26 protein-coding genes are annotated in these 24,217 nt (G+C 37.1%); 3 read left to right on the forward strand and 23 right to left on the reverse strand.

Annotation, left to right across the window (positions count from 1 at the left end; all coding sequences use genetic code 11):
• Window positions 1-41: 41 nt before the first annotated feature.
• The 5 genes from V7097_RS07640 to V7097_RS07660 all read right to left on the reverse strand — a co-directional run bounded on the left by V7097_RS07640 (window position 42) and on the right by V7097_RS07660 (window position 3,635).
• Window positions 42-437, reverse strand: coding sequence for a DUF308 domain-containing protein (locus tag V7097_RS07640; RefSeq protein WP_335703010.1), 396 nt, complete (start codon window positions 435-437; stop codon window positions 42-44).
• A 116-nt stretch (window positions 438-553) separates the two neighbouring features.
• Entirely contained in the window at window positions 554-967 is a 414-nt protein-coding gene (locus tag V7097_RS07645) for a Fur family transcriptional regulator (RefSeq protein ID WP_335703011.1), read from the reverse strand.
• Entirely contained in the window at window positions 964-1,806 is an 843-nt protein-coding gene (locus tag V7097_RS07650) for a metal ABC transporter permease (RefSeq protein WP_335703012.1), read from the reverse strand. Before V7097_RS07650 ends, V7097_RS07645 begins: the two co-directional genes overlap by 4 nt.
• Window positions 1,806-2,585, reverse strand: coding sequence for a metal ABC transporter ATP-binding protein (locus tag V7097_RS07655; RefSeq protein ID WP_335703013.1), 780 nt, complete (start codon window positions 2,583-2,585; stop codon window positions 1,806-1,808). The genes V7097_RS07650 and V7097_RS07655 overlap by 1 nt, the downstream gene beginning before the upstream one ends.
• 180 nt (window positions 2,586-2,765) lie before the next feature.
• The gene (locus tag V7097_RS07660; protein ID WP_335703014.1) at window positions 2,766-3,635 is read right to left on the reverse strand and encodes a YitT family protein; all 870 of its coding nucleotides are present in this window, start codon (window positions 3,633-3,635) and stop codon (window positions 2,766-2,768) included.
• 103 nt (window positions 3,636-3,738) lie between these two features.
• Here V7097_RS07660 and V7097_RS07665 point away from each other — a divergent pair, with 103 nt between their 5' ends.
• A complete protein-coding gene (locus V7097_RS07665) occupies window positions 3,739-3,996 on the forward strand; it encodes a DUF2624 domain-containing protein (protein WP_335703015.1) in 258 nt (85 codons plus the stop codon).
• Window positions 3,997-4,033: 37 nt separating this feature from the next.
• On the opposite strand, the gene V7097_RS07670 is transcribed toward V7097_RS07665, so the two are convergent.
• Together V7097_RS07670 and V7097_RS07675 are read right to left on the reverse strand one after the other, a co-directional pair.
• The gene (locus V7097_RS07670) at window positions 4,034-4,927 is read right to left on the reverse strand and encodes a deoxyribonuclease IV (RefSeq protein ID WP_335703016.1); all 894 of its coding nucleotides are present in this window, start codon (window positions 4,925-4,927) and stop codon (window positions 4,034-4,036) included.
• A gap of 57 nt (window positions 4,928-4,984) precedes the next feature.
• Window positions 4,985-6,292, reverse strand: coding sequence for a DEAD/DEAH box helicase (locus V7097_RS07675; protein ID WP_335703017.1), 1,308 nt, complete (start codon window positions 6,290-6,292; stop codon window positions 4,985-4,987).
• A gap of 236 nt (window positions 6,293-6,528) precedes the next feature.
• Between V7097_RS07675 and vrrA the strand changes: the two genes are divergently transcribed.
• Both vrrA and V7097_RS07685 read left to right on the forward strand, forming a co-directional pair.
• Window positions 6,529-7,137, forward strand: coding sequence for a VrrA/YqfQ family protein (gene vrrA, locus V7097_RS07680; RefSeq protein WP_335703018.1), 609 nt, complete (start codon window positions 6,529-6,531; stop codon window positions 7,135-7,137).
• 338 nt (window positions 7,138-7,475) lie between these two features.
• Window positions 7,476-8,423, forward strand: coding sequence for a 4-hydroxy-3-methylbut-2-enyl diphosphate reductase (locus V7097_RS07685; protein WP_335703019.1), 948 nt, complete (start codon window positions 7,476-7,478; stop codon window positions 8,421-8,423).
• Window positions 8,424-8,459: 36 nt separating this feature from the next.
• Here the strand turns inward: V7097_RS07685 and V7097_RS07690 are convergent, their stop codons facing one another.
• From V7097_RS07690 to V7097_RS07765, 16 genes are all read right to left on the reverse strand, one after another.
• Entirely contained in the window at window positions 8,460-9,587 is a 1,128-nt protein-coding gene (locus tag V7097_RS07690) for a Nif3-like dinuclear metal center hexameric protein (RefSeq protein WP_335703020.1), read from the reverse strand.
• Window positions 9,584-10,288 carry a tRNA (adenine(22)-N(1))-methyltransferase gene (locus V7097_RS07695; protein WP_335703021.1) on the reverse strand — a complete coding sequence of 235 codons (705 nt, stop codon included), beginning with the start codon at window positions 10,286-10,288 and terminating at the stop codon, window positions 9,584-9,586. The genes V7097_RS07690 and V7097_RS07695 overlap by 4 nt, the downstream gene beginning before the upstream one ends.
• A gap of 232 nt (window positions 10,289-10,520) precedes the next feature.
• On the reverse strand, window positions 10,521-10,874 hold the full coding sequence (cccA, locus tag V7097_RS07700) for a cytochrome c550 (protein WP_335703022.1): 354 nt from the start codon (window positions 10,872-10,874) through the stop codon (window positions 10,521-10,523).
• A 233-nt stretch (window positions 10,875-11,107) separates the two neighbouring features.
• Window positions 11,108-12,247: an acyl-CoA dehydrogenase family protein gene (locus V7097_RS07705; protein ID WP_335703023.1), complete on the reverse strand. Its 1,140-nt coding sequence runs from the start codon at window positions 12,245-12,247 to the stop codon at window positions 11,108-11,110.
• Between the two features lie 67 nt (window positions 12,248-12,314).
• Window positions 12,315-12,848 (reverse strand): hypothetical protein, encoded by a 534-nt coding sequence (locus tag V7097_RS07710; protein WP_335703024.1) that lies wholly within the window; start codon window positions 12,846-12,848, stop codon window positions 12,315-12,317.
• A gap of 155 nt (window positions 12,849-13,003) precedes the next feature.
• Complete coding sequence (rpoD, locus tag V7097_RS07715; RefSeq protein ID WP_335703025.1) at window positions 13,004-14,140, reverse strand: RNA polymerase sigma factor RpoD; 1,137 nt, start codon at window positions 14,138-14,140, stop codon at window positions 13,004-13,006.
• A 51-nt stretch (window positions 14,141-14,191) separates the two neighbouring features.
• Window positions 14,192-16,000 (reverse strand): DNA primase, encoded by a 1,809-nt coding sequence (gene dnaG / locus V7097_RS07720; RefSeq protein ID WP_335703026.1) that lies wholly within the window; start codon window positions 15,998-16,000, stop codon window positions 14,192-14,194.
• Between the two features lie 34 nt (window positions 16,001-16,034).
• Window positions 16,035-16,511, reverse strand: coding sequence for a YaiI/YqxD family protein (locus tag V7097_RS07725; protein ID WP_335703265.1), 477 nt, complete (start codon window positions 16,509-16,511; stop codon window positions 16,035-16,037).
• Window positions 16,512-16,855: 344 nt separating this feature from the next.
• Entirely contained in the window at window positions 16,856-17,668 is an 813-nt protein-coding gene (locus V7097_RS07730) for a pyruvate, water dikinase regulatory protein (RefSeq protein ID WP_335703027.1), read from the reverse strand.
• Between the two features lie 26 nt (window positions 17,669-17,694).
• Window positions 17,695-18,333 carry a helix-turn-helix transcriptional regulator gene (locus tag V7097_RS07735; protein ID WP_335703028.1) on the reverse strand — a complete coding sequence of 213 codons (639 nt, stop codon included), beginning with the start codon at window positions 18,331-18,333 and terminating at the stop codon, window positions 17,695-17,697.
• Window positions 18,334-18,467: 134 nt separating this feature from the next.
• Window positions 18,468-20,546 (reverse strand): glycine--tRNA ligase subunit beta, encoded by a 2,079-nt coding sequence (glyS, locus tag V7097_RS07740; RefSeq protein ID WP_335703029.1) that lies wholly within the window; start codon window positions 20,544-20,546, stop codon window positions 18,468-18,470.
• Window positions 20,539-21,429, reverse strand: a complete 891-nt coding sequence (gene glyQ, locus V7097_RS07745) for a glycine--tRNA ligase subunit alpha (protein ID WP_335703030.1) — start codon at window positions 21,427-21,429, stop codon at window positions 20,539-20,541. Before glyQ ends, glyS begins: the two co-directional genes overlap by 8 nt.
• A 329-nt stretch (window positions 21,430-21,758) precedes the next feature.
• Window positions 21,759-22,508, reverse strand: a complete 750-nt coding sequence (gene recO, locus V7097_RS07750) for a DNA repair protein RecO (RefSeq protein ID WP_335703031.1) — start codon at window positions 22,506-22,508, stop codon at window positions 21,759-21,761.
• 95 nt (window positions 22,509-22,603) lie between these two features.
• Window positions 22,604-22,747, reverse strand: a complete 144-nt coding sequence (locus V7097_RS07755; RefSeq protein WP_335703032.1) for a YqzL family protein — start codon at window positions 22,745-22,747, stop codon at window positions 22,604-22,606.
• Window positions 22,748-22,905: 158 nt separating this feature from the next.
• On the reverse strand, window positions 22,906-23,817 hold the full coding sequence (era, locus tag V7097_RS07760; protein ID WP_335703033.1) for a GTPase Era: 912 nt from the start codon (window positions 23,815-23,817) through the stop codon (window positions 22,906-22,908).
• A complete protein-coding gene (locus V7097_RS07765) occupies window positions 23,807-24,208 on the reverse strand; it encodes a cytidine deaminase (RefSeq protein ID WP_438824213.1) in 402 nt (133 codons plus the stop codon). The genes era and V7097_RS07765 overlap by 11 nt, the downstream gene beginning before the upstream one ends.
• Window positions 24,209-24,217: the final 9 nt, after the last annotated feature.

A 24,217-nucleotide genomic window follows, 5' to 3' on the forward strand; every position in this document is an offset into this window, starting at 1 on the left:
CACTTAGAGTGTCGGGCTTGTTTTTTATTTCCAATTATTTGTTAAAAGAATGGGAGGATGAAGATGCCTACGATAATCGATACAGCACCGATCCCGATTGCCCATGCTCCTAAACCAGTTGCTCCACGTCGGCGTGCAATGAATCCGATAATAATACCTGCTGCTCCTAATAATACAGGCATTACGAATAAGGAAATAATTGATAAAGCAAGAGCTAACCAGCCTAAACCTGCGCCACCTGCTCTATCTTGCGTATTATCTCCTACATTGTTGTTCGCCTCACGATTTGTGGTTCCATAATTGATTGGAGCGGCAACCTCTGCTGCCGTTTCCTCATTATAGCTTGAGTCAGCATTTGCACCTATGTTTGGATCAACGTAGTAATCAAAATCATTATTGTCTTGAGAATTTCTTACGTTATTATCTTGTTCTGCCATGCTTATCCCTCGCTTTCCTTATGGGTAAGGAGCATTTATAGTATGAGTGAAAGGAGGGTAAAATATAATTGTTAATCATTGACTATAGAACCATTAGTGCTTTTAAATCGAAAACCTTAAACCCTACATTCCGGGCATGATCCATAAATTTCAAATTTATGACCGGTTACATCATAACCTGATAAATTGTCGAAAACTTTATCCATCGGACATGATTCAATTTCCTTCGTTTTTCCACATTCTAAGCAAATAAAATGATGGTGATGGTGACTCCCACCACAGGTAAAGCGGAAATGTTTTTCACCTGTTAGCTCTGTCATTTCCAAAATGCCGAGATCCACAAATAAAGAAAGGTTTCGGTAAATCGTGTCAAAGCTCAGTCCTGGATAGTGTCCCTTTAACCTGTCCAACACATCCTTTGCGGTTAAATATTTATCCGAAATAGAAAATAGCTCAAGCATTTCCTGCCTTTTGCCTGTATGTTTAAAGCCTTTATCCTTCATTAATTGCATAGCTTCAGATACATTCATGCTGCTCTTCCTTTCCACCATTTTTTCCAGCTAATTGCACCTAAAAGAATCATGATTGCTAGTACAACGATGGTTCCTCCAGGAGCCAAATCAAGATAATAAGAAAGTAATAATCCAAAAATGACAGCTAATTCACCGAATACGACCGAAAGAATAATCGTTTGTTTAAAGCCTTTTGCAATCCGAATCGCTGCCGCAACCGGTAATGTCATTAAGGAAGATACTAATAATATACCGACAATCCTCATGGAAGCAGCAATAACTAATGCCACTGTCACAATAAAAATAAAGTGGATCGTTTTTGCATTAATTCCTGAAACAGCTGCATGTTCCTCATCAAATGATAAAAGAAATAATTCCTTATATAGAAATATGATAATTAATATCACAAGCACCGATATCCCAAGAATGGTCCATAAATCTGAACGACTAATTGCACTCAAGCTTCCGAATAAATAATTAAATAAATCGGTGTTAAAACCGTCTGCAAGAGAAATAAAAATAACACCTAAACCAATACCACCAGATAATATGATCGGAATTGCAAGCTCTTGATAATGCTTGTATACCGTTCTTAAACGTTCAATAAAGAGAGAACCAGCAACTGAAAAGGTCATCCCCATGTATATAGGATTAATTGGCTGAGTTAGTCCTAGCTTCCTTTCAAGTAAAAGACTAGCTGCAATTCCTGCTAATGTCACATGACTTAGGGCATCTGCAATAAGTGATAGCCGTCTTACCACAATAAAAACACCAAGCAATGGTGCAATCAACCCAATCAGCAAACCACTTAAGAATGCATTTTGTAAAAATTCATATTGAAAAATGTCTGACAGCATCATTTCACCTTCCCATGGTTATGTTCATGGGTAATTACTTGAAGTGAATGACCATAAAATTGGGATAAATCCTGGTCCTGAACATGTTCAAATTCTTCAGCACTTCCATGGAAGTGAAGATACTTATTCAAACATGCGACTTGGGATACCTTTTCCGAAATCGTCCCAACATCATGGGTGACTAAAATCAATGTAATTCCCTTATTCTTATTAATGTCTTCGAGCATATGGTAAAAAGTTTGAACCGTCTTAGCATCAACCCCTACTGTAGGTTCATCAAGGATTAGAAGTTCTGGTTCACTCACAAGGGCCCTTGCGATGAAAATACGCTGCTGTTGCCCTCCTGAAAGCTCGCCAATGTTTCGATATAAAAATTTTTCCATTCCAACCGATTGAAGGGCTTCGATAATTTTTTTCTTTTGTTCATGCTTTAAAAAATGAAACAACCCAAGCTTTGCTGTCAATCCACTTGACACAACTTCAAATACTGTTGCCGGAAATCCAGAGTTAAAGCTATTGGCTTTTTGAGATACAAATCCAATTTTTGGCCAATCTTTAAATTTCGAAATGGGTGTTCCAAATATTTCAATTGTCCCTTTTTGAAGTTTTACAAGTCCTAGGATACTTTTTAGCAATGTTGTTTTACCAGAACCATTAGGTCCAACTATCGCTAAGAACGAACTTTTGGGGACAACTAAATTGATGTTTTCTAATACGGTTTGTTCATCATATCGAAAGGAAAGATCCTTTATCGTCAATACCGAATTTGACTGTTTCAAGTTATCACCTTATTTATATTGTTTATTTTAATCTTATTAAGAATCATTACGATTTATACTTTATGAAGTATACAGGATGGATTTTATAAAGTAAAGATAATTGATAACGCGAAAAAAATTAACCCTTTTTAAAAAAACCTGTTTGTTAACAGTGCTTTTTGAAAAAGAGTTAATCACTTTTTAGTGTACAGCAGATTTAAAGCGACCACCTCTTACCTCATGGGTATCCATAATTGTTATAAAGGCATTTGGATCAACTTCTTGAATGATTACTTTCAGTTTCGTTACCTCAAGTCTTGTGACAACAACATAAACAACTTCCTTTTCTTCGTCCGTATATCCACCTCTGCCTTTTAGCTTTGTTGTTCCACGACCAAGCCGGTGTAAGATGGCATCTGATATCTCATTAAATTGCTCTGAAACGATAATCGCAGCCTTTGTTTCATCTAGCCCTTCTACAACGGTATCAATTGTTTTAAATGCAATGTAATAGGCTAATACGGAATACATCGCAGATTCAATACCAAAAACAAAACCTGCTATTGCAAAAATAAATACATTGATAAACATCACAAATTCCCCAACAGAGAACGGTAGCTTTTTCGTTAAAATAATCGATAAAATTTCCGTTCCATCCATTGACCCGCCATTACGGATGACAAGACCAACTCCTGTACCAAGAAGAAGACCTCCAAATACAGCAGCGAGGATTGGTTCAATATCAAAAGGCTGAATATAGTGAAGTAAGGTTTCAATGATAGCTAACGCTACAATCCCTAGGATGGTAGACCACATAAAAGTCTTACCGATTTGTTTATACCCTGAATACATAAATGGTAAGTTAAAGATGACAACAAGAAAACCAAATGAAATATAGCTCGGTGTTAAATAATCCACAATTAACGAAATACCTATGATTCCACCATCAATAATTTTATTGGGAATTAAGAAAAGTTCAATCGATGCGGCAGCAAAAGCTGCACCAACAATAATCATAATCATACGAAATATGATATGTGAAACCCTCTCCTTTTTATGCTCTCTAATCATCTCATCACTCCAATTCGAAAAAGTATTGGCTTTTCTAGATTGTTTATGCACACACCTTTTCGTGTTGAAATAGACTAACGTGAGGAAGGTGAAGTTTGTAAATATGAATATTTATCAGCAAATCATTAACCAAAAATTAAAAACCTTATCACCGGATGACTTAGTAATGTATGGGAAACAATACGATATATATGTATCCAAGTCTCAAGCAACAAATGTGTTAAAATTGATTCGAAAAAAGAAAAATATCAATATCTTTAATCCGGATGAAAAAAATCAATTATTAAGAGAAATTGCCCAGATAACAAGTCCTGAGGTTGCTAGAAAATTAAACCAATTGTTTATCAAATTTACGGGTTGAAAAAAGCTGTCAACACTAGACAGCTTTTTTCAATATATTATTGATTCATAATTTCCTCTAATAAGCCCTCATCAAATGATCCCTTTCGAATCATCTCAATTTCAAACTTATATGGAGCTTTCTTATTGTTTTTGTCTTCCCCAACATATGGTGTTTCTAGAATTTTAGGGACATTTTCAAGAGATGGATGATGGACAATATAATTAATTGCCTTAAATCCAATTTTTCCAAATCCAATATTTTCGTGACGGTCTTTTCCAGCACCTTTTTCATTTTTGCTGTCATTAATATGAAGAACTTTAATTCGATCTAGGCCAACCAATTTGTCGAATTGGTCTAGTACCCCATCAAAATCATTCACAATGTCATAACCAGCATCATGTATATGACATGTATCGAAGCAAACAGATAGCCTGTCATTATGTGTGACACCATCAATAATCTGCGCGAGTTCTTCAAAAGACCTTCCACATTCAGACCCTTTTCCAGCCATTGTTTCTAATGCTATTTGTACTTTTTGGTCCTTTATCAGAACCTCATTTAATCCCTCGATGATCTTCTTGATTCCCGCTTCAGCACCAGCACCTACATGTGCACCTGGATGAAGAACAATTTGATTTGCTCCTAATGCTTCTGTTCTCTCAATTTCCGAACGTAAGAAATTAACACCCAGTTCAAATGTAGCCGGATTTGAGGTGTTGCCGATATTAATAATATAAGGAGCATGGACAACGATTTCATCAATCCCGTTTTCCTTCATATGGGCTTGTCCTGCCTCAATATTTAAGTCTTCAATTTTTTTACGTCTTGTATTTTGTGGTGCACCAGTATAAATCATAAATGTATTTGCACCATAAGAAACTGCTTCTTCACTTGCTGCTAGAAGCATCTTTTTGCCACTCATCGAAACATGTGAGCCTATTTTAAGCATACTTTACACTCCAATCCCTTTAACAGTCCCGTACATCTATTTTACCATAAATTTCAGTTATTTTCTTTTTAATCTTCTTTGGCGCTTTTTGAAATCTTCCATTTCCCTGTTCATTTTTTTCTTATAGCCCGGCTTCACCTTTGTAGGCTTTTTCACCTTACTTTTCGCAAGTTCATCAATCTCATCTACTTGTTTTTTACGAGCCTTTCGTTTATTCCGCTCACCAATTTGCACCCATTCACCCTTTTCGAGATCCATATTTACAAAAGAAATGCCCATTTTTTCGAGCCTTACAATTGCATCTTCATCAGAAAGTTCATAAATGGTTGCAGCAATTCCAGAGTATCCCGCTCTTGCCGTTCTACCAACTCTATGGATGTAAAAATCAAGATCACTAGGCAGTTCATAGTTGATAACATGGCTGACACCTTCAATATCAATTCCTCTTGCAGCTAAATCCGTCGCTACGACATATTGAAAATCAAGTGAATTAATTTGTTTCATGACCTTTTTTCGCTCACGAGGTGGAAGATCCCCGTGGATTCTTCCTACTTTCATCCCTTTTTCGATTAGGCCATCAGCTACTACATCAGCCATTTTTTTTGTGTTTGTAAAAATAATCGCCAAGTATGGGTTATACGCCTCCAACACGGACTTTAGCAGACTTAGCTTGTTTCGATGGCGGAGTGGAACAAGAATATGTTCGACCTTTGCAGCTGTAGCCTGCTCTGGTGCAACATGGGTGAATCGAGGATTTTCCATATATTTTTTTAAAAAGGGCTTTAATTTTTCAGGTATTGTTGCTGAAAACACCAAAATTTGAAGGTCTTCTGGCATTCTTGCTGCAATTTGATCAACATCTTCAATGAATCCCATATCAAGCATCAAGTCTGCTTCATCTACAACGATTTGATTGGCCGTATAAACCTGAAGGGCCTGCTCCTTCACTAAATCATTAATTCTTCCAGGGGTTCCAACAACGATATGTGGCTGTGTTTTTAGTTTTTCAATTGCACGTGACTTATCAGTCCCACCCACAAATAACTTTGCTGTGATTGGATTTACTTCACTAAATTTAGTAATCTTGCCAATTTCTTGATGGATTTGGGTCGCAAGCTCTCTTGTTGGTGCTGTTATAACCGCTTGTACCTCTTGTCTTTCCGGGTCAATCTTATTGATAATTGGTAACAGGTAAGCATGGGTTTTACCTGTACCTGTTTGCGACTGGCCAATGGCACTTTCACCACGCTGGATGCTTGGTATTAATCGTTCTTGAATTTCGGTTGGCTTTGTAAATTTAATATCCTTTAATGCCTCAAGTATAAAAGGCTGAAATTGAAAATGTTCAAAATCTTGTACTGTCATTACGATCCCTCATTTAAATAAATATGAATTTTGTAAGTAAGGTTTTATTCCACTAAATGTATCAAATATAACCTAACAATTAATTATAAAGGAAAGCATCGAAAAACACCAATCAAGCCCAATTGAGCGATTTAATTAAACATTCATTTGCCTTTTCGCATATCCTAAAAACAAGGTATTATTACTAAACTCATCCTACTACTTAGCCTTTAACAATGTGAAAGGAGGATAAGTAAATGTTTTATCCAAGACAACCAATGAACCAAATGAGACCAATGAGGCAGATGAGCCAGATGAGACAGATGAGACAGATAAGGCCACCATCTATGTATCCACAGCAATATGGTTTCCGACCACAAGGAATGTTCGGTGGAATGCAAGGAATGCAAGGGCAAAGAATGCAAGGACAAGGAAGATCCGGTTTAGGCGGTCTTTTAAAAAAGTTAATCCCTGGAATGGGGAAGTCAAATCCGATGCAAGGAATGGGGGGAATGTCTGGTTTCTTAAATCCTTCACAAGGAGTGAATCCCGGTACACTTCAAAATTTAGCAAATCCTTCGAACCTTAGTGCAATGATGGGTAATGTACAAAAAACCTTAAAGATGGCAGAATCCGTTGTTCCAATGGTGCAGCAATATGGGCCATTAATGAAAAATATTCCAGCAATGATTAGAATGTACAGTGCCATAAAAAATGCAGGAAATGAAGAGGAAAAGAAAGATAATAATAAAACAGAAACAATCTCACTTTCTGACGTAACTTCTAATGAAGACGATTTTGAAAAGAAGGAAGAAAAACCGAAAGCAACCGGTTCTAGAAAATCAGTACCAAAGCTTTACATTTAAAACACTTTGTATTATCCTTCATACTCAGATATAATAAATACGAGATTACGAGAGTACCAGTAAACTTTATTCGGTAGATGTCCCCACTAGATGTATTATGTATAAACTTTGCTTAGGGTTCAAAACACGAGTGAATAAAGTTAAGCCTCCGGCGGATGCCACGATTTTTTAAAGGAAATTTTTCGAGCAGTAAGATCAAAGACTAAATACGCTACTTCCTGTGGCAACGTCTTTATGACCCACTTCCTGTGGGCCTAAAAATCGGGCGCAAATTCGCTAAGGCTCATTTGATTGATTGGTATAAGCTATCCGATTTATTACCTGAGGAGGAGAAGTGCATGGAAGTAATCAAAATTGCACCGCGCGGTTATTGCTACGGTGTAGTGGATGCGATGGTAATTGCTAAAAATGCCGCTTTAGATAAAACATTACCTAGACCCATTTATATATTAGGAATGATTGTTCATAATAAACATGTAACAGATGCCTTTGAGGAAGAAGGAATTATTACGCTTGATGGATCGAATCGTTTAGATATCCTAGATCAAGTTAAAGAAGGTACTGTCATTTTCACAGCGCATGGTGTATCACCTGAGGTGAAACGATTAGCGAAGGAAAGAGGTCTTGTTACTCTTGATGCGACTTGCCCTGACGTAACGAGAACACATGATTTAATCAAGGAAAAAGCAGCAGAAGACTACCACATTATCTATATTGGTAAAAAAGGTCATCCGGAGCCAGAAGGAGCAATCGGTGTTGCACCTGATTTCGTTCATCTTGTTCAAACAGTTGAAGATGTTGAAAATCTTGAGCTTAATAGTGAAAAGCTTGTAGTTACCAACCAAACAACTATGAGCCAATGGGATGTTCTTCATGTTATGGAAAAGGTAAAAGAAAAATTCCCTCATACAGAAGTTCATAATGAAATTTGTCTAGCTACACAGGTTCGTCAAGAAGCGGTTGCGGAACAAGCAAAAGTGGCAGACTTAACAATCGTAGTTGGAGACCCAATGAGCAATAACTCAAACCGACTTGCACAGGTTTCTGAGGAAATTGCAGGTACTACAGCTTATCGCGTAGCAGATGTAAGTGACATCCAGCTTGAATGGCTTGAAGGTGTCGAGAAGGTAGCTGTAACAGCAGGTGCTTCAACTCCAACACCAATTACAAAAGAAGTAATAAACTTCTTTGAACAATATGACCCAGAAATTGAAGAAACATGGGAACGCGTTCGAAAAGTTCCACTTGCTAAAGTGTTACCAAAAGTAAAAGTTCCAAAAAAATAAGAAAACGGTACTCCAAATTCGGAGTACCGTTTTTATTTATAGAAATTTGAATGGATCTGTGTTTAGTTCTGATATGATAACTGAAACGTCGTATTTCTTTTCTTTAAAGCGCTCAGTTAGGACGTTTGCCACTCCTTTTTTCATGACCTTTTCAACATTATGACCAGGATCCACAATATTAAGCCCCATCATCATTGCATCATGAGCAACATGGTAATACATATCTCCGGTTACATACACATCTGCACCAGCGCGTTTAGCATGTGAGATATATTTATTGCCGTCACCACCCAGTACAGCTACCTTTTTTACTTTATCTGAGAGTGAACCAACGACACGGATGCCATCTACCTCTAATTTATCCTTCACATGCTGTGCGAATAGCTCAAGTGTCATCTCTTGTTCAAGATAACCAACTCGACCAAGACCAAGTACATTTCCGTCATTTTCAAGAGGATAAATGTCATAGGCAACCTCTTCATACGGATGTGCCTTAAGCATAGCCGTAACAACCTTTTTTTGGAGACTACTTGGAAATACCGATTCGATTTTGATTTCAACTACTTCTTCTAATCTGCCAACTTCCCCGATATGAGGGTTTGTTCCCTCTTGTGGCAAAAAGGTTCCGGTACCCTGTGTATTAAACGTACAGTGACTATAATTTCCTATAAAACCTGCACCAGCCGTCCCTAATGCCGTCCGTACTTCCTCGGCAGATTCCCTTGGAACATATACAGCTAGTTTTTTTAGTCTTTCCTCGTAAGTTGGGGCGAGCAATTCGATATTTGTTAGCTCCAATGCATCCGCTAATAAATCATTGACACCACCGACTGTCACATCGAGATTTGTATGGGCTGCATAGACCGCTATCTTATGTAAAATACATTTTTCAATGATTCTTCCCGATGGTGTATCGGTTTGAACGGCTTTTAAGGGACGGAAAACCGGAGGATGATGAGCGATAATCAAATCGACTTCATTTGAAATGGCTTCATCTACAACGTCCTCTAACATATCAAGTACGACCATTATTTTCTTTACAGGTTTGTTTAATGTTCCAATTTGAAGACCATTTCTTTCCCTGTCACCTTCAACAGCTAAATACTTTGGGGAAAATTGCTCAAATACTTGGATAACTTCAAATCCATTTGGTATTTTGCTCATTTTAATGCCTCCTTAACGATCTCGATCTTTTGTCCGAGTTCTTCTTTTCGTAAACGGTTTTCGGGAGTTTCCCCTGCAGTCATAAGCTGGTTTAATATTCTTTCCCAGTGTTTGAGCTCGTGTGTCCATTTTTTAATGAAAAAAGGATTTTTTTCTTTTAATAAAAATGGACCAAGCAATAGCTCTTGTTCTTTATTTTTATACGGTTTTTGTGGGTTTCCTTTTTCGGCAACTAATACTTCATAGATTTTTTTGTCTTCTTCTAAAATTTCTTCAGCGATTAGCTCCCAATCGTTTTCAATCAGCCATTCTCTGATTGTAGAAGCTCCGATATTCGGTTGGAGGATAAGTCGTTCCACACCTAGTAGTTTGCTTTTGCCATTGTCAAGGATGGAGCGGATCAGTGAGCCTCCCATTCCGGCAATGGTGATACATGTTACTTCATTTGGATGAATGACTTCTAAGCCATCCCCTTTTCTAGCTTCTAATACCCGGTTAAGTTGATTTTTGGAGATTTGCTTTTTTGCTGATAGTAAAGGGCCATCTGCGACTTCTCCTGCGATTCCTTTTGAGATCATGCCATTAAGATATGCATAGCATGGTAAATACGCATGATCAGAGCCGATGTCTGCTAAAATAGCTCCTTTTGGTATGTAAGATGCGACCGTTTCAAGTCGCTTTGATAATTTCTCTTCATTCATAATAACACCACATTTTTTATTAATTAGAATCAAATACACCCTTGCGTATTTGCGCCCAGATTTTTTCGAGCAAGCTCGAAAAACTACCTCTGAAAAATCTGTGACATCCGCCGGAGGCTTTAACTTTATTCAGCCTCAGCTGAATAAAGTTAATTATACAAGAAGTGCAGGTAAACTTCCATTCAACAGAAAAAAACCCCTTACATAAAATGCAAAGGGTTTTATCTATTATTTATTTTTGTTCAACTAACCAATTTGCTATTTCTTGTACTTGTGCAGGGTCTTTTACTAAGCCACCTGGCATTGCACCTTTACCATTTGTAATTACATCTTGAATCTCTTCAACGGATAAGTCAAGACCTTTCAATGCAGGTGCAGTACCTTGACCAGATAAATCCTGACCATGACATGCCGCACATGTACTTTTGACAATCTCTTCTGGGGAAGCCGCAGCTGTTTCTGGAGCCTCTTCACCTTTGTTTGCCATTTCGTCCATGTTACCTAGTCCAACAAAGCCTAATAGGAACATAAGTCCAATACCGAAAACTGCAATTAAAGCAAATGGTATTAATGGATTCTTTTTCATTTTCTGACCTCCCTTACATTATGTACATCATTAAAGAAGTTATTAGATATATTCTATACAAACACTCTCTATTTTACTTGAAAAATGGTAGAAGTGAAAGTCCTAATTGTACAAAGAAGACTATTAACATATTCTTGCAAAATTATTTTACACAAAAACGTCACAAATTTGTCATAAATATTGATAAAACTCCTCTCACGACGGAAAGGAGTTTTCACAGTTAAATAAAAATTTTAACATCCAATTGTTCTGGCAATAACCATACGTTGTATTTCAGATGTCCCTTCTCCGATTTCTAAAAGCTTCGCATCCCGCATAAACCTTTCAACATGATATTCTTTCATATAGCCATATCCACCGTGAATCTGCACAGCTTGGTTTGTTACCTCCATGCAAATTTCAGATGCATATAGCTTAGCCATTGAAGCTTCTTTCGAAAAATTACGACTTTGGTCCTTCAACCACGCGGCTTTATACACCATATTTCGTGCTAATTCAATTTTCATCGCCATATCTGCTAATTTAAATTGAATCGCTTGAAAGCTAGAAATCGATCGCCCAAATTGCTTTCGCTCTTTAGCATACGATAACGCCTTTTCATACGCCGCCTGTGCAATCCCTACTGCCATTGCTCCAATTCCGATTCTGCCACCATCTAGTGTGATTAGAAACTGCCTGAAGCCTTCTCCTCGTTTCCCAAGTAAGTTTTCCTCTGAGACACGAACATCCTCTAAAACTAATTCTGTCGTATCCGAAGCATTAAGTCCCATTTTTTCATAATTATCGATTACTTTAAATCCATCTGCATTAGTTGGAACAATGATTGCACTGATTTCTTTTTTCTCTCCATTTCGACCTGTTATTGCAGTAAGAGCAAGATGTTTCGCAAAGCTTGCATTAGTTATAAAACATTTATTTCCATTTATAATAAACTCATTATTCTTAAGTACGGCCTCTGTCTGCGTTCCTCCTGCATCTGAACCGGCATTTGGTTCAGTCAGTCCAAATGCTCCGAGGGACTCACCTGTACAGATAGGTATTAAATATTTTTGTTTTTGTTCCTTGGTTCCAAATAATTGAAGGGGTGCACCACCAAGCGAGATATGTGCTGAGTATGTAATTCCGGTAGACCCACAGGCACGGCTTAGTTCTTCGACTACAATTGCGAAGCTGATTGTATCTGAATCGGCACCACCATACTCTTCTGGAAACGGTAGACCCATCATTCCTAATTCACCAAGCTTTTGAAATACTTCAATTGGAAAACGTTTGTCTTTATCTCGTTGTTCGGCGCCTGGAGCAACTTCTGCTTCAGAAAACTCCCTTATGGTTTTTTGAATCATTTTTTGCTCTGTCGTTAAATCGAAATTCATAGTACCCCTCCCGTTGTATGCGTTTTCACTATCTATTATAAGGGGTGTTCGTCAATTTTCAAACAATTTAAATAGTAAATAATATTGCGACTGAAGAGATACTTCCAAGAATGCCGGCGATTAAAAAATATTTTTTCTTTGAAAAAATGCCAACAATTCCCCAACAGACACAATTCAATAAAATGATACCGAACAAATAATATCCATGTCCTTTAAATAGGAGATCACTTCCGTTTACTGATAAAAGAAGGATAAAAAGAGCAAGAATGATGGAACCAATATGTACGAAAAAAGCATTTTTTCTGTTGAAAGTCAGACCTAAAGTACAGATAATTATAAAAATAAAGTTTATTACCATTTGCAATATAGGCGATATTTCAGTAAAATAAGTGACAAGAAATAAAACTGGTAAAAGTAAACCAATTCCGAGTATCGAAATAATGGTTTTTTTCTTAGGTGGAGCTGTTTTCTTTGTTGCTTCAACTCCTTCCCCTTCTGTGTATAACGAGAGAAGAAAATTACAATATGCTTCTGGCAGTAATTTATTTTCACGCCAATAGAGGATTTCATTAATAATGATCTTTTTTCTATCTTGATTCATGAAAGCGTTCACCTTTTTCGAGCTTTAATCAAAGACTAAAAACGCCAGTCCTGTGCCAAAGTCTTTGTGACCCACGTCGTGTGGGCCTAATAATAGTAAAAAAAATAGTTTACTTCAATTTTATGAAGTAAACTACGTAATGTAAATGAAAATGTTTATTCCAAGAAATCTTTTAGTCTCTTGCTACGGCTTGGGTGACGAAGCTTTCGTAGTGCTTTTGCCTCGATTTGGCGTATGCGCTCACGAGTAACACCAAATACCTTACCTACTTCTTCAAGAGTACGAGTGCGTCCGTCGTCTAAACCGAAACGTAGACGTAATACGTTTTCTTCTCTGTCTGTTAAGGTATCAAGAACATCTTCAAGTTGTTCCTTTAAAAGCTCATATGCAGCATGCTCTGATGGAGATGTAGCATCCTGATCTTCAATAAAATCACCAAGATGCGAGTCATCTTCTTCACCAATTGGTGTTTCTAATGACACAGGCTCTTGAGCAATCTTTAAGATTTCTCTAACCTTTTCAGGGGTTAAATCCATATCCTCAGCAATTTCTTCAGGAGTTGGTTCGCGTCCAAGATCCTGGAGTAACTGACGTTGCACTCGGATTAATTTATTGATTGTTTCGACCATATGAACAGGGATACGAATGGTTCTAGCTTGGTCTGCTATCGCACGTGTAATAGCTTGACGAATCCACCAAGTGGCATAAGTACTGAATTTGAAGCCTTTGCGATAATCAAATTTCTCAACAGCTTTAATAAGTCCCATATTTCCTTCTTGGATTAAATCCAGGAACAGCATCCCACGACCAACGTAACGCTTTGCAATACTTACAACAAGTCGCAAATTGGCTTCAGCAAGTCGACGTTTGGCCTCTTCATCACCTTGTTCGATTCTTTCAGCGAGCTTAATTTCATCATCTGCTGAAAGTAAGTCAACACGACCAATTTCTTTTAGGTACATACGTACCGGGTCATTAATCTTAACTCCTGGAGGAACACTTAGGTCATTTAGGTCAAATTCTTCTTCCTTGGATAAATCTTGGATGTTTGGATCATCTTCATTATCATCGGCAGCATCACGACCATCGCCTTCACCTATTAATTCAATCCCCTGCTCTCCAAGGAACTCATAGTATTCATCAAGATTGTCTGATTCAACTTCAAAACCGGACATACGCTCAGCGATTTCCTCATAGGTTAATACTCCGCGTTTTTTACCTAACTCTGTTAATTTTTCTTTAACTTGCTCTAATGTTAATTCTGTATCAACTTCTTTAGACTTTTCAGCCATTTGTTCCCCTCCTTCCAAAACTAGTAAGACATAGAGGTTAGAAAACCTATTTTAATGTAATGCTTTTTTCATTTGAATAATTTCATTTGCAATCGTAGCGGCCTTCAAATAATCCTTACTACGTTCAGCCTCAAGTTGTTCAGATACTTTTTCTTTTATCATTGACATTTTTTTGTGATTCAACACCTGTTTCACATAATCTGATAACACAGAATCTGATACTTCTTCTTCAACTGACATCATTGCTATATCAGTCACAATCGGTTTTAAATTATCATCATGTATCCTTGTTAGAAATGTGCTGATATCAGGTTCATGGCCTTCTTCATAATATGCATATAAATACGTTACAATTGCTCGATGCTCTTCAATGTTAAATTCGGCTTGGAGCTGATCTTGCACTTTATCAGCAATTTCCCGACTCCTTAGCATATACGCAAGTAAAAAACGTTCCGCATTATGATAGGCTTTAAGTAAGTGTTTAGATACGGTGGGTTGCGCTTTCGTATTATTTCTATTCCCAGAGAAATTATCCCTTTTTTTCCGTTCAGATTTATAGTACTGAAGCTGTTGTGTTTTTAATGCATCAAGCGAGATTGAAAATTCACTTGATAGCTGGCGCAAATAATGATCTCTTTCAACAGCCTTTTCCAAAGAGGAAATTTCCTTAAGTACATCTTCTATATAACGAATGCGTTCTCCTTCATCCTGAAGATTTTTTCCTCTTCTTAAGTACTGCATTTTAAATGCCATTAATGTAAGACTTGCCCCTATTACATCATTTTTAAACTTCTCCGCGCCATATTTGTTAATGTAGTCATCAGGGTCCATGCCATTCGGCATTGTTGCAACTCTCACAAAACAGCCCGCACTTGCAAGCAAGGATGAAGCCCGTAAAGCGGCATCGAGCCCAGCATTATCAGAGTCATAGCAGATGATAACTGATTCCACATTCCTTCTAATTATTTTTACATGTTCATCCGTTAAGGATGTACCCATTGTACCAATTGAATTTGGAACATCTGCTGTATCAGCTGCAATTACGTCTGCAAATCCCTCAAAAAGAACTACTTGCTGCTGTTTTCGAATATCAAGTCTTGCTTGATGGAAATTGTAAAGGGTTTTACTTTTATTAAAAATAATCGTTTCAGGACTGTTTAAATATTTTGGTTCCTGCCCCTTATCAAGCACCCTGCCAGAGAATGCAATTGTTTTGCCTTGATGATCCCAAATCGGGAACATAATGCGGTTTCGAAATCTATCAAAGAATGTTCCGGTATCCTCCTTTTTCACGAGTAATCCGGCCCGTTCCATCAACTCAGGTCCAAAGCCTCTTTTTTGGAGAAATTTCGTTGCAAATTCCCACGAGTCGAGGGCATAGCCAATTTCAAATTTATCGATAATTTCTCTTGTGAAGCCCCTATTTGTTAAATAGTCTAGCGCTGGTTGACCCTCTTTTGTATTAAGTAATAGGTGATGATAGAATTTCTTTAATAATTCGTGTGCTTCTTGCATTTTTGATGCATCATTATTTTTATCAGAAACAGCTGTTTGCTGTTCATAATCTGATAAGTCTATGTTCACTTTTTTAGCTAAGTTTACTGCAGCCTCTGCGAATGAATAGCCTTCTAAGTCCATTAAAAAAGAAAATACATTTCCACCTGCTCCACACCCGAAACAATGAAAGATTTGTTTGTCAGGGGAAACAGAAAATGAAGGGGTATTTTCACCGTGAAATGGACATAAGCCAAAATAATTTCTGCCTTGCTTCTTCAATTGAACATATTCACTAATAACATCAACAATGTCAACAGAAATACGAATTTTTTCGATTGTTTCTTCGGGAATTCGATACCCCATGTTTAACATCCCCAAGTACTAATTTATTCTATATTTAGAGTTTAAATCCTGCAATATTCGACAAACTTTTTTTAAAAGTTTTAGTAAAATGTTGTCTGTCTTCATCAGTAAAGGGTTTTGGCCCTTTCGAGTAGGAGCCATTACGTCTTTCCTTTGCGGATAAAAATCGGAAATGGAGAATTTGTTCCATATCCTCTTCCTTAAACTCTTTGCCACGGGGTGATATTACTGTTACACCTCTGTTAACTAAAATACTTGCTAAGCCAGTATCCTGGGTTATGACGATGTCTTTATTATTTGCATGATTCATAATATAGAGATCTGCAGCCTCTTTCTCAGCATCCACGTACACCCATTTTCCACCCATGGGATTTGACATAACATGGGCATAAGAAGCAACAAATACAACATTGATATTATATGTACCTGCAATGCTAAGTATTTCTTCTTTAACAGGACATGCGTCTGCATCAACAAATATTTTATTCTTTTTTTCGTCATATTTCTCTATTCTACATCACTCCAGAGAATCCTTCTTTTCCAGAAAAAGATTTAAAATATGTTCAAAATCTGTGATTGTCTAATCTTTAGGTGAGTAATAAGAACGGATATTCAAAAGAATTTTTGGAAAGAAAAATTTTGAAATGAGAAAATAATGTCGAAAATTAATTCACCTATTTCCTTATCTTACCCTTGACAACCTTCAATACATAGTTTATTCTATCCAATCGAACTCTAAACCTAAAAATATGTATTTTTATCACAATTTTTTATTATAATATAAAATTCCTTCAAGTGCCATAAAAAAACATATCTTTTTAAGATATGTTTACTCTTTATATTAATAGGAATTTTTTAGTTAGTTCTTCGCTTACTGATTTGATTTAAAATAATGTTTGCCGTTTCTTCAACTGCTTTATTTGAAACATCGATAACATCACAACCAATTTTAGAAATGATTGATTCAAAGTGATCAAGTTCTTCTTTAATGCGGTTAATATTTGCATAAATCGCCTGGTCATCTAAGCCTAGTGATTTTAATCTTTCTCGCCTGATATGATTTAGTTTATCAGGACTGATTTTTAATCCAAAGCATTTATTCGGCGATACTTTGAATAGTTCTTCCGGTGGGTCTACCTCAGGAACAATCGGAACGTTTGCTACCTTATATCGCTTATGTGCAAGGTATTGGGATAATGGGGTCTTAGAAGTCCTTGAGACACCAATTAGCACGATATCTGCGCGAAGAATTCCCCTTGGATCACGTCCATCATCATATTTAACCGCAAATTCAATTGCTTCTATTTTTTTGAAATAATCTTCGTCTAGTTTTCTTACAAGTCCTGCTTCAAATCTTGGGTTACTTTCATAAAGACCTGACATTTTATCAATTAGCGGACCAATAATATCATTTACAATTACTCCTTCTCGCTCCGCTTCCTTCACAAGGAAGTCTCTTAGTTCAGGAACTACAAGTGTAAAAGCTATAATTGCATTATTAAGCTTCGCAAGGGCTACAACCTCTGACAATGTAGATGTATCTTCAACATAAGGAATTCGTTTAATATCTGTATGTGATCCGTTAAATTGACTTACTGCTGCTTTAACAACCAATTCTGCTGTTTCTCCAACTGAATCCGATACTACATATACCACACGATTAATCATCTGCTACTCCATCTCCTTACCAAAAATTAGAGGATTTCATCCCCAGCGAGGGCCACTAAGGCTTTTGTCATATTTGTCTTTGTAATCCTTCCAATTACCTCAATACCACGTTCAGAGTGTTTTATCACAGGTAATGCATCAATTTGTTTTTCAATTAATTTATGAGCCACGTCGAGTAAATGATCATCTTTTTCACATGTTGTTATATTAGGCATACGGGTCATAATAATCGTGACAGGTACAGATTTTAAATCCTGGTTACCAAGGCTTGCCCGCAGTAAATCTTTTCTCGATAAAACTCCTACTAGAAGTGACGATTTATCCACCACAAATAATGTTCCGACATCTTCCAAAAACATTGTAACAATCGCATCATAAACAGAAATACTCTCATTTACCACAACAGGAATCGATTGATAATCCATCACTTTGATTTTCTTTATTTTATCGGCTAGTAACTGTTGACCTGTTTTTCCCGTATAAAAATAGCCGACACGAGGCCTTGCTTCAAGGTAGCCTGCCATTGTTAAAATGGCGAGATCTGGACGGAGGGTTGCCCTCGTCAAACTTAACCGGTCTGCAATAGCTTCCCCTGTAATTGGTCCATTGTCTTTTACAATTTGTACAATGTGTTCTTGCCGTTTGCTAAGTTCTATTGTACTCACCACCATTCCTAAGATCTATCCGTTTATGTATTCCAAATAAGGTTATACTAATTAGAATTATTATATACTAATTGCGTAAAGACGTATAGTGTATAGAAAAAGACTAGGAGCAAGATACCCCTAGCTATTCCTCCTTATTTTACAATAATGGAATTCATGTCCCCGATAAGGTAGATGAGTTTTGAGAGTTGAACCATTTGAGCAAGACGATTTTTCCTTACTTCCTCATCTTCTGCCATTACCATTGTATGTTCAAAATATTGGTCAATTAACTCTCTTAATGAAGCTAAGAAACGGAAGGCTTCTACTACATCATGTGTTTTAAGGCTTTCGATTACTTTTGGTTTGACCTCTGTAAACTTCTCAAAGAGATGTTTTTCTTCATCAGATTCAAAAAGGCTTGGATTAATTTCAGCATCTTCACCTTTTTTAGCGATATTTAATACTCTTCCTAATGATTCGATTGTTGTTTTAAAGTCATGATGGTCTTTATTTTTTTCAAGCATTTCAGCTTTTCTAATAATGAGTCCAACATTTCCAACATTTGTACCAAGAACTGCATCAATTATATCGTAGCGAATGTTTCGATTGTTTAATTCATGCTTGATACGTAATTTAAAGAATTGAACAAGTTCTTTTTTAATTTCTTGTTTTTCAAGCTTTGCGATGTTCGCTTCGACAAATAGACCTAATACATAATCGAATAACTCTTCCAGACTAAAATTCCAGTCTTTATCAAGCAAGATTTGAACAACACCAGATGCCATACGACGTAATGCATAAGGGTCCTGTGAACCAGTCGGGATGATACCAATAGAGAAGCATCCAACAATCGTATCCAACTTATCGGCAATACTGATTAAAGCACCAATGGTTGATGAAGGACTAACGTCATCAGCATGCCGTGGCATGTAATGCTCATTAATTGCTACAGCAATAGCTTCATCTTCACCACTTAATCTTGCATATCGTTCACCCATGACTCCTTGAAGCTCAGGGAATTCGTAAACCATATTTGTGACAAGGTCAAATTTACAAATCCCGGCAGCTCGAATTGCCTTTTCCTTTGTTTCGCTATCTAGTCCAAGAAGCCCTGATAAGTGCCTCGTGATTTGCTGAATCCGCCTAACCTTATCACCAATTGAACCAATTTCTTCATGGTAAATGATTTTATCAAGCTTTTGAATTAAGTCATCAATTTTTAATTTTTGATCCTCTTTATAGAAGAAGTCTGCATCAGATAAACGAGCACGAAGTACTTTCTCATTACCTTTAGCGACTGTTTCAAGATGCTTATGGTCCCCATTGCGTACCGCTACAAAGAATGGAAGAAGGGCACCATTTTTATCCTTTACAGGAAAATAGCGTTGATGCTCTCTCATGCTTGTGATTAACGCTTCTTCTGGTACATTTAAAAATTCTTCTTCAAATTTCCCATAAAAAGCAGTTGGATATTCAACAAGATTTGTTACCTCTTCTAATAAATCCTCATCAATTGGGATTTCCCAATTGTTGTCTTCTTCTAGTATTTTAATTTGGTTTGTAATTGCTTCTTTTCGCTCAAGATAATCTGCAATTACATATTGAGACATTAGAAGTTTTTCATAGTCTCTTGGGGATGCAATTTCAACCTCATGACCTAAGAAACGATGTCCCCAAGTTTTATTACTCGCTGTCACATGAGTGATTGAAATTGGAATAATCTCATCACCGAATAATGAAACAATCCATTTTATTGGACGAACATAGCGAAGCTCTTGATTGCCCCAGCGCATATTTTTAGGGAATGATAGATGTGTAATTACTTCCTCAAGCTCATTTAAAATTTCTTTTGTGTCTTTCCCTTTAATAAATTTATTAATATGTGCGTATTCTATACCATTGATTTCTTTAAAAAAGATATCTTCAACTGTTGCACCTTGTCCTCTTGTGAAGCCCATTGCAGCTTTTGACCAATTTCCATCTTGGTCTAAGGCGACTTTTTTCGCAGGACCTTTCGCTTCAAGTTCAACATCCTTTTGTTTTTCCGCAACATCATGAACAAGTACGGCTAGTCTTCTAGGTGAAGAAAAACGTTCGACCTGTTCAAATGAAATATTATGTTCAAGCAGCCAGTTTGTAACCTTGTCAGAAAGTTGATTCATGGCATCTGTTACAAACCGTGCTGGCATTTCCTCTAAACCAATTTCTATCAATAAATCTCGATTACTCATGACGATCGTCTCCTTTTGCCTTCAGCATTGGGAAGCCCAATTTTTCCCGCTCTTCATAAAACGTTTTAGCTACTTTACGAGCTAAATTACGTACTCTGCCGATATACCCTGTTCGTTCTGTGACTGAGATTGCTCCCCTAGCATCTAACTGGTTAAAGGTATGTGAACATTTTAGAACATAGTCATATGCTGGATGAACAAGGCCCTCGTCCATTTGACGGTGTGCTTCCTTTTCATAAATGCTAAATAGGTTAAAAAGCATTTCAGGGTCAGATGTTTCAAATGTATATTTTGAATGCTCATATTCAGGCTGTTGGAAAATATCACGAACAGTAAAGCCTTTTGTCCATTCTAAATCAAAAACATTTTCCTTATCTTGAATATAAGAGGCTAAACGTTCAATTCCGTATGTGATTTCAACAGATACTGGTTTACATTCAAGGCCACCTACCTGTTGGAAATATGTAAATTGTGTGACCTCCATTCCGTCAAGCCATACTTCCCAACCAAGTCCTGCTGCTCCTAATGTTGGCGCCTCCCAGTTATCTTCAACGAAGCGAATGTCATGCTCTAATGGATCAATTCCTAATTTCCGTAAGGAATCAAGGTAAAGCTCCTGAATATTATCAGGTGATGGCTTCATGATAACTTGGAACTGATGGTGTTGGTAAAGGCGGTTTGGGTTTTCTCCGTAGCGGCCATCGACCGGACGTCTTGATGGTTCAACATATGCGACATTCCAAGGCTCAGGACCAAGGCTTCTTAGGAATGTATAGGGGCTCATGGTTCCCGCACCCTTTTCTACGTCATAGGCTTGCATGAGGATGCAGCCTTGATCTGACCAATGCTTTTGTAACGTTAATATCATTTCTTGTATATTCATTAATCTCGCACCTCCGGTAAAATTACATAAAAAATAATCCTAAGTTAATTTTGTTACAAAAATAAAAAACTCCCCTCCTCTATGCCTAATTGTAGACATAGGGACGAGAGTTTACCCGCGGTTCCACCCTATTTGCAACTAACCCGTATAATGAGTTATTGCCTCTTTCATGTGTTACACTCTGGAACGCCTTCCTTATCAGTTCATACCCTAGCTTCCACCGTCCTAGGTTCGCTTTTATGAACTCTGAATAAGTACTATTTTCCTTCACCGTGCGATATTTTTAATTGAACTATAGTCCAAATTTACACCCATGTCAAGTAGACTCTTTACGGTAGGTGAAAATTTTCAAGTTGATCTAAGAATCGTTTTGATTTTAGATACAAGCCTGAATATTCTTCGTAATACATACCAATAACCATTTTTAGTTCTTTCTTCGTTTCTTCCTTTACGGCGATACTACCTAACCGACTTAAATCAAAGTAATAAAACAAGCGAAGTAATCGAATTGTTGCTTGCGATACCTTAAGATGATAAGGTTCTTTTTCATAGCAGCGATGACAAAGGAGGCCACCTTCTTTTATTGAAAAAGCAAATTCGCCTTCTGTTCTTTTACAAATTGTACATTCGTCAAGTCGAGGATACAATCCGAGTAATGGAAGCATTTTAAGCTCATAAATATAAAGAAGAATATCGGGATCATATCCTTCATTTAAGTAATTTAATGTTTGATATAGCATTTCAAAAAGAAAAGGATTTGATCTCTTTTCTTCCGTACATTTATCGGTTAATTCAACCACATAAGACGCATATGCAGTTAAGAAAATATCTTCTCGAATGGAACGGAAGGTTGAAATGGTTTCACCTTGTTGTAAAACGCCTAAACCAGACGTCTTTTGAACTAAAAACTGTCCATATGTAAAAACCTGGGTAATAGCAGCAAGGCGACTGCTTGGTTTCTTAGCGCCTCTTGCCATTACCCCAATTTTTCCCCATTCACGGGTATACAAAGTAACGATTTTATTCGTTTCACCATAATCACTTGTTCTTATGATAATACCTTCGCATTTTTGCAGCACTTCTGTCACCATCCATTGGCAACAAGGCAACCCCAATTACCTTTGTTACTAAAATATTGCGCTCTTAGATAGTCTAAGACGCTTTTTTTGGATGGTCAAGTAATTGGAAAATCTATTGATGCTAGCTCCTCATTCTGTGTTTCGGGTCTCTCAGTCTTCTCTTGTTCCAATTCCTTAAAAAGAAGATACGTATCAACATTACCTGTTTCACTAAACACCTTCCAGGTAAAATCTAACATAGTAACCCCACCTTTTTCGTTATTTTAACTAGCAAAGACTACTCCAATTTCATTCACTTGTATGAATATCTTGACCGAAAATCCTAAAAAACATGTTACATAAATTTTGCTAATCCGTGAATTTTTTTCAGAAACGCAAATACTGTTGCGTTCGTGCTCTAGTATTCATCCTCTCTAAACCCATAATCACGGAGCTGTGACATTTTGTTTCGCCAGTCCTTTTGAACTTTTACCCAAAGCTCTAAAAATACCTTCGACCCCAACAATGCTTCAATATCTTCCCTTGCTCGCTTTCCAACCTCTTTAAGCATACTTCCTTGTTTTCCAATCACAATTCCTTTTTGCGAATTGCGTTCGACAATAATAGTTGCACCAACGTATACGGTATTGCCACCTTCTCGTCTTTCTAGCGAATCCATAACAACTGCAATGGAATGTGGTACTTCCTCTCTTGTAAGGTGAAGTACTTTTTCGCGAATTAATTCGGTGATAATAAATCGTTCAGGATGGTCTGTTACCTGATCAGCAGGATAATACTGAGGTCCCTCCGGTAAGTATTTTTTGATTTGATCAACTAATCTTGGGGTATTCGTACCCTGCAACGCCGAAATCGGAACAATTTCCTTAAAAGGATAGAGCCCTTTGTACTTCTCGATTAATTCTAATAATTTGTCAGGATGTATTCGGTCTATTTTATTAACAACAAGAAAAACTGGTGTCTGAATATTATTTAAGCGTTCAATGATGAATTCATCACCACGCCCATAGCCCTCTTCTGCATTGATCATAAATAAAACGATATCGACTTCCTTTAGAGTGTTCTGGGCAACCTTCATCATAAAATCGCCAAGCTTATGTTTTGGTTTATGAATCCCTGGCGTATCAATAAAAATAATTTGAGAATTTTCTTCAGTAAAAACCCCTTGCACCTTGTTGCGTGTCGTTTGAGGTTTATCACTCATAATCGCAATTTTTTGTCCGATAACATGATTTAAAAATGTGGATTTCCCCACATTTGGCCTTCCAATAATTGAAACAAAGCCTGATTTATATCCATTCTTATTTTCCATGTAAATCCTCCGGTGTAAAAGCCCCTGGTAGTAATTCATTAATCGTTGTCTCTTGTACATCGCCTTTTAGGTTTGATAAATAAACCTTCATATCAGGCTGGCATAGCTCTGAAATTACTTGACGACAAACGCCACATGGGGGCACTGGTCGGTCTGTATCTGCCACTACAGCCATTGCTACAAACTTCTTATCTCCTTCAGAAACGGCCTTAAAAATAGCAGTTCTCTCTGCACAATTGGTTGCACTATAACCTGCATTTTCAATATTACAGCCATGGTACACTTTACCATCTTTTGTTAGTAGAGCAGCCCCTACCTTAAAGTTTGAATATGGAACATATGCTAGTTCTCTTGCTTTTTTCGCTTCGTTGATTAGTTCCTCTGTTTTCACTTCTATCTT

Source organism: Bacillus sp. JJ1562, from assembly GCF_036962705.1.
GTDB lineage: Bacteria > Bacillota > Bacilli > Bacillales > Bacillaceae_L > Ferdinandcohnia.

What these genes read in the sequence shown, in the direction of transcription:
- V7097_RS07695 (WP_335703021.1), bottom strand. Translation starts at nt 10,288, where the DNA reads ATGAATGAAGAGAAATTATCAAAGCGACTTGAAACGGTCGCATCTTAC.
- V7097_RS07690 (WP_335703020.1), bottom strand. Translation starts at nt 9,587, where the DNA reads ATGAGCAAAATACCAAATGGATTTGAAGTTATCCAAGTATTTGAGCAA.
- cccA (WP_335703022.1), bottom strand. Translation starts at nt 10,874, where the DNA reads ATGAAAAAGAATCCATTAATACCATTTGCTTTAATTGCAGTTTTCGGT.
- V7097_RS07645 (WP_335703011.1), bottom strand. Translation starts at nt 967, where the DNA reads ATGAATGTATCTGAAGCTATGCAATTAATGAAGGATAAAGGCTTTAAA.
- V7097_RS07675 (WP_335703017.1), bottom strand. Translation starts at nt 6,292, where the DNA reads ATGACAGTACAAGATTTTGAACATTTTCAATTTCAGCCTTTTATACTT.
- era (WP_335703033.1), bottom strand. Translation starts at nt 23,817, where the DNA reads ATGGAAAATAAGAATGGATATAAATCAGGCTTTGTTTCAATTATTGGA.
- V7097_RS07705 (WP_335703023.1), bottom strand. Translation starts at nt 12,247, where the DNA reads ATGAATTTCGATTTAACGACAGAGCAAAAAATGATTCAAAAAACCATA.
- vrrA (WP_335703018.1), top strand. Translation starts at nt 6,529, where the DNA reads ATGTTTTATCCAAGACAACCAATGAACCAAATGAGACCAATGAGGCAG.
- glyQ (WP_335703030.1), bottom strand. Translation starts at nt 21,429, where the DNA reads ATGAATATACAAGAAATGATATTAACGTTACAAAAGCATTGGTCAGAT.
- dnaG (WP_335703026.1), bottom strand. Translation starts at nt 16,000, where the DNA reads ATGGGGTATCGAATTCCCGAAGAAACAATCGAAAAAATTCGTATTTCT.
- V7097_RS07640 (WP_335703010.1), bottom strand. Translation starts at nt 437, where the DNA reads ATGGCAGAACAAGATAATAACGTAAGAAATTCTCAAGACAATAATGAT.
- V7097_RS07665 (WP_335703015.1), top strand. Translation starts at nt 3,739, where the DNA reads ATGAATATTTATCAGCAAATCATTAACCAAAAATTAAAAACCTTATCA.
- V7097_RS07730 (WP_335703027.1), bottom strand. Translation starts at nt 17,668, where the DNA reads ATGATTAATCGTGTGGTATATGTAGTATCGGATTCAGTTGGAGAAACA.
- rpoD (WP_335703025.1), bottom strand. Translation starts at nt 14,140, where the DNA reads ATGGCTGAAAAGTCTAAAGAAGTTGATACAGAATTAACATTAGAGCAA.
- V7097_RS07650 (WP_335703012.1), bottom strand. Translation starts at nt 1,806, where the DNA reads ATGCTGTCAGACATTTTTCAATATGAATTTTTACAAAATGCATTCTTA.
- V7097_RS07710 (WP_335703024.1), bottom strand. Translation starts at nt 12,848, where the DNA reads ATGAATCAAGATAGAAAAAAGATCATTATTAATGAAATCCTCTATTGG.
- V7097_RS07670 (WP_335703016.1), bottom strand. Translation starts at nt 4,927, where the DNA reads ATGCTTAAAATAGGCTCACATGTTTCGATGAGTGGCAAAAAGATGCTT.
- V7097_RS07685 (WP_335703019.1), top strand. Translation starts at nt 7,476, where the DNA reads ATGGAAGTAATCAAAATTGCACCGCGCGGTTATTGCTACGGTGTAGTG.
- glyS (WP_335703029.1), bottom strand. Translation starts at nt 20,546, where the DNA reads ATGAGTAATCGAGATTTATTGATAGAAATTGGTTTAGAGGAAATGCCA.
- V7097_RS07755 (WP_335703032.1), bottom strand. Translation starts at nt 22,747, where the DNA reads ATGTTAGATTTTACCTGGAAGGTGTTTAGTGAAACAGGTAATGTTGAT.
- V7097_RS07660 (WP_335703014.1), bottom strand. Translation starts at nt 3,635, where the DNA reads ATGATTAGAGAGCATAAAAAGGAGAGGGTTTCACATATCATATTTCGT.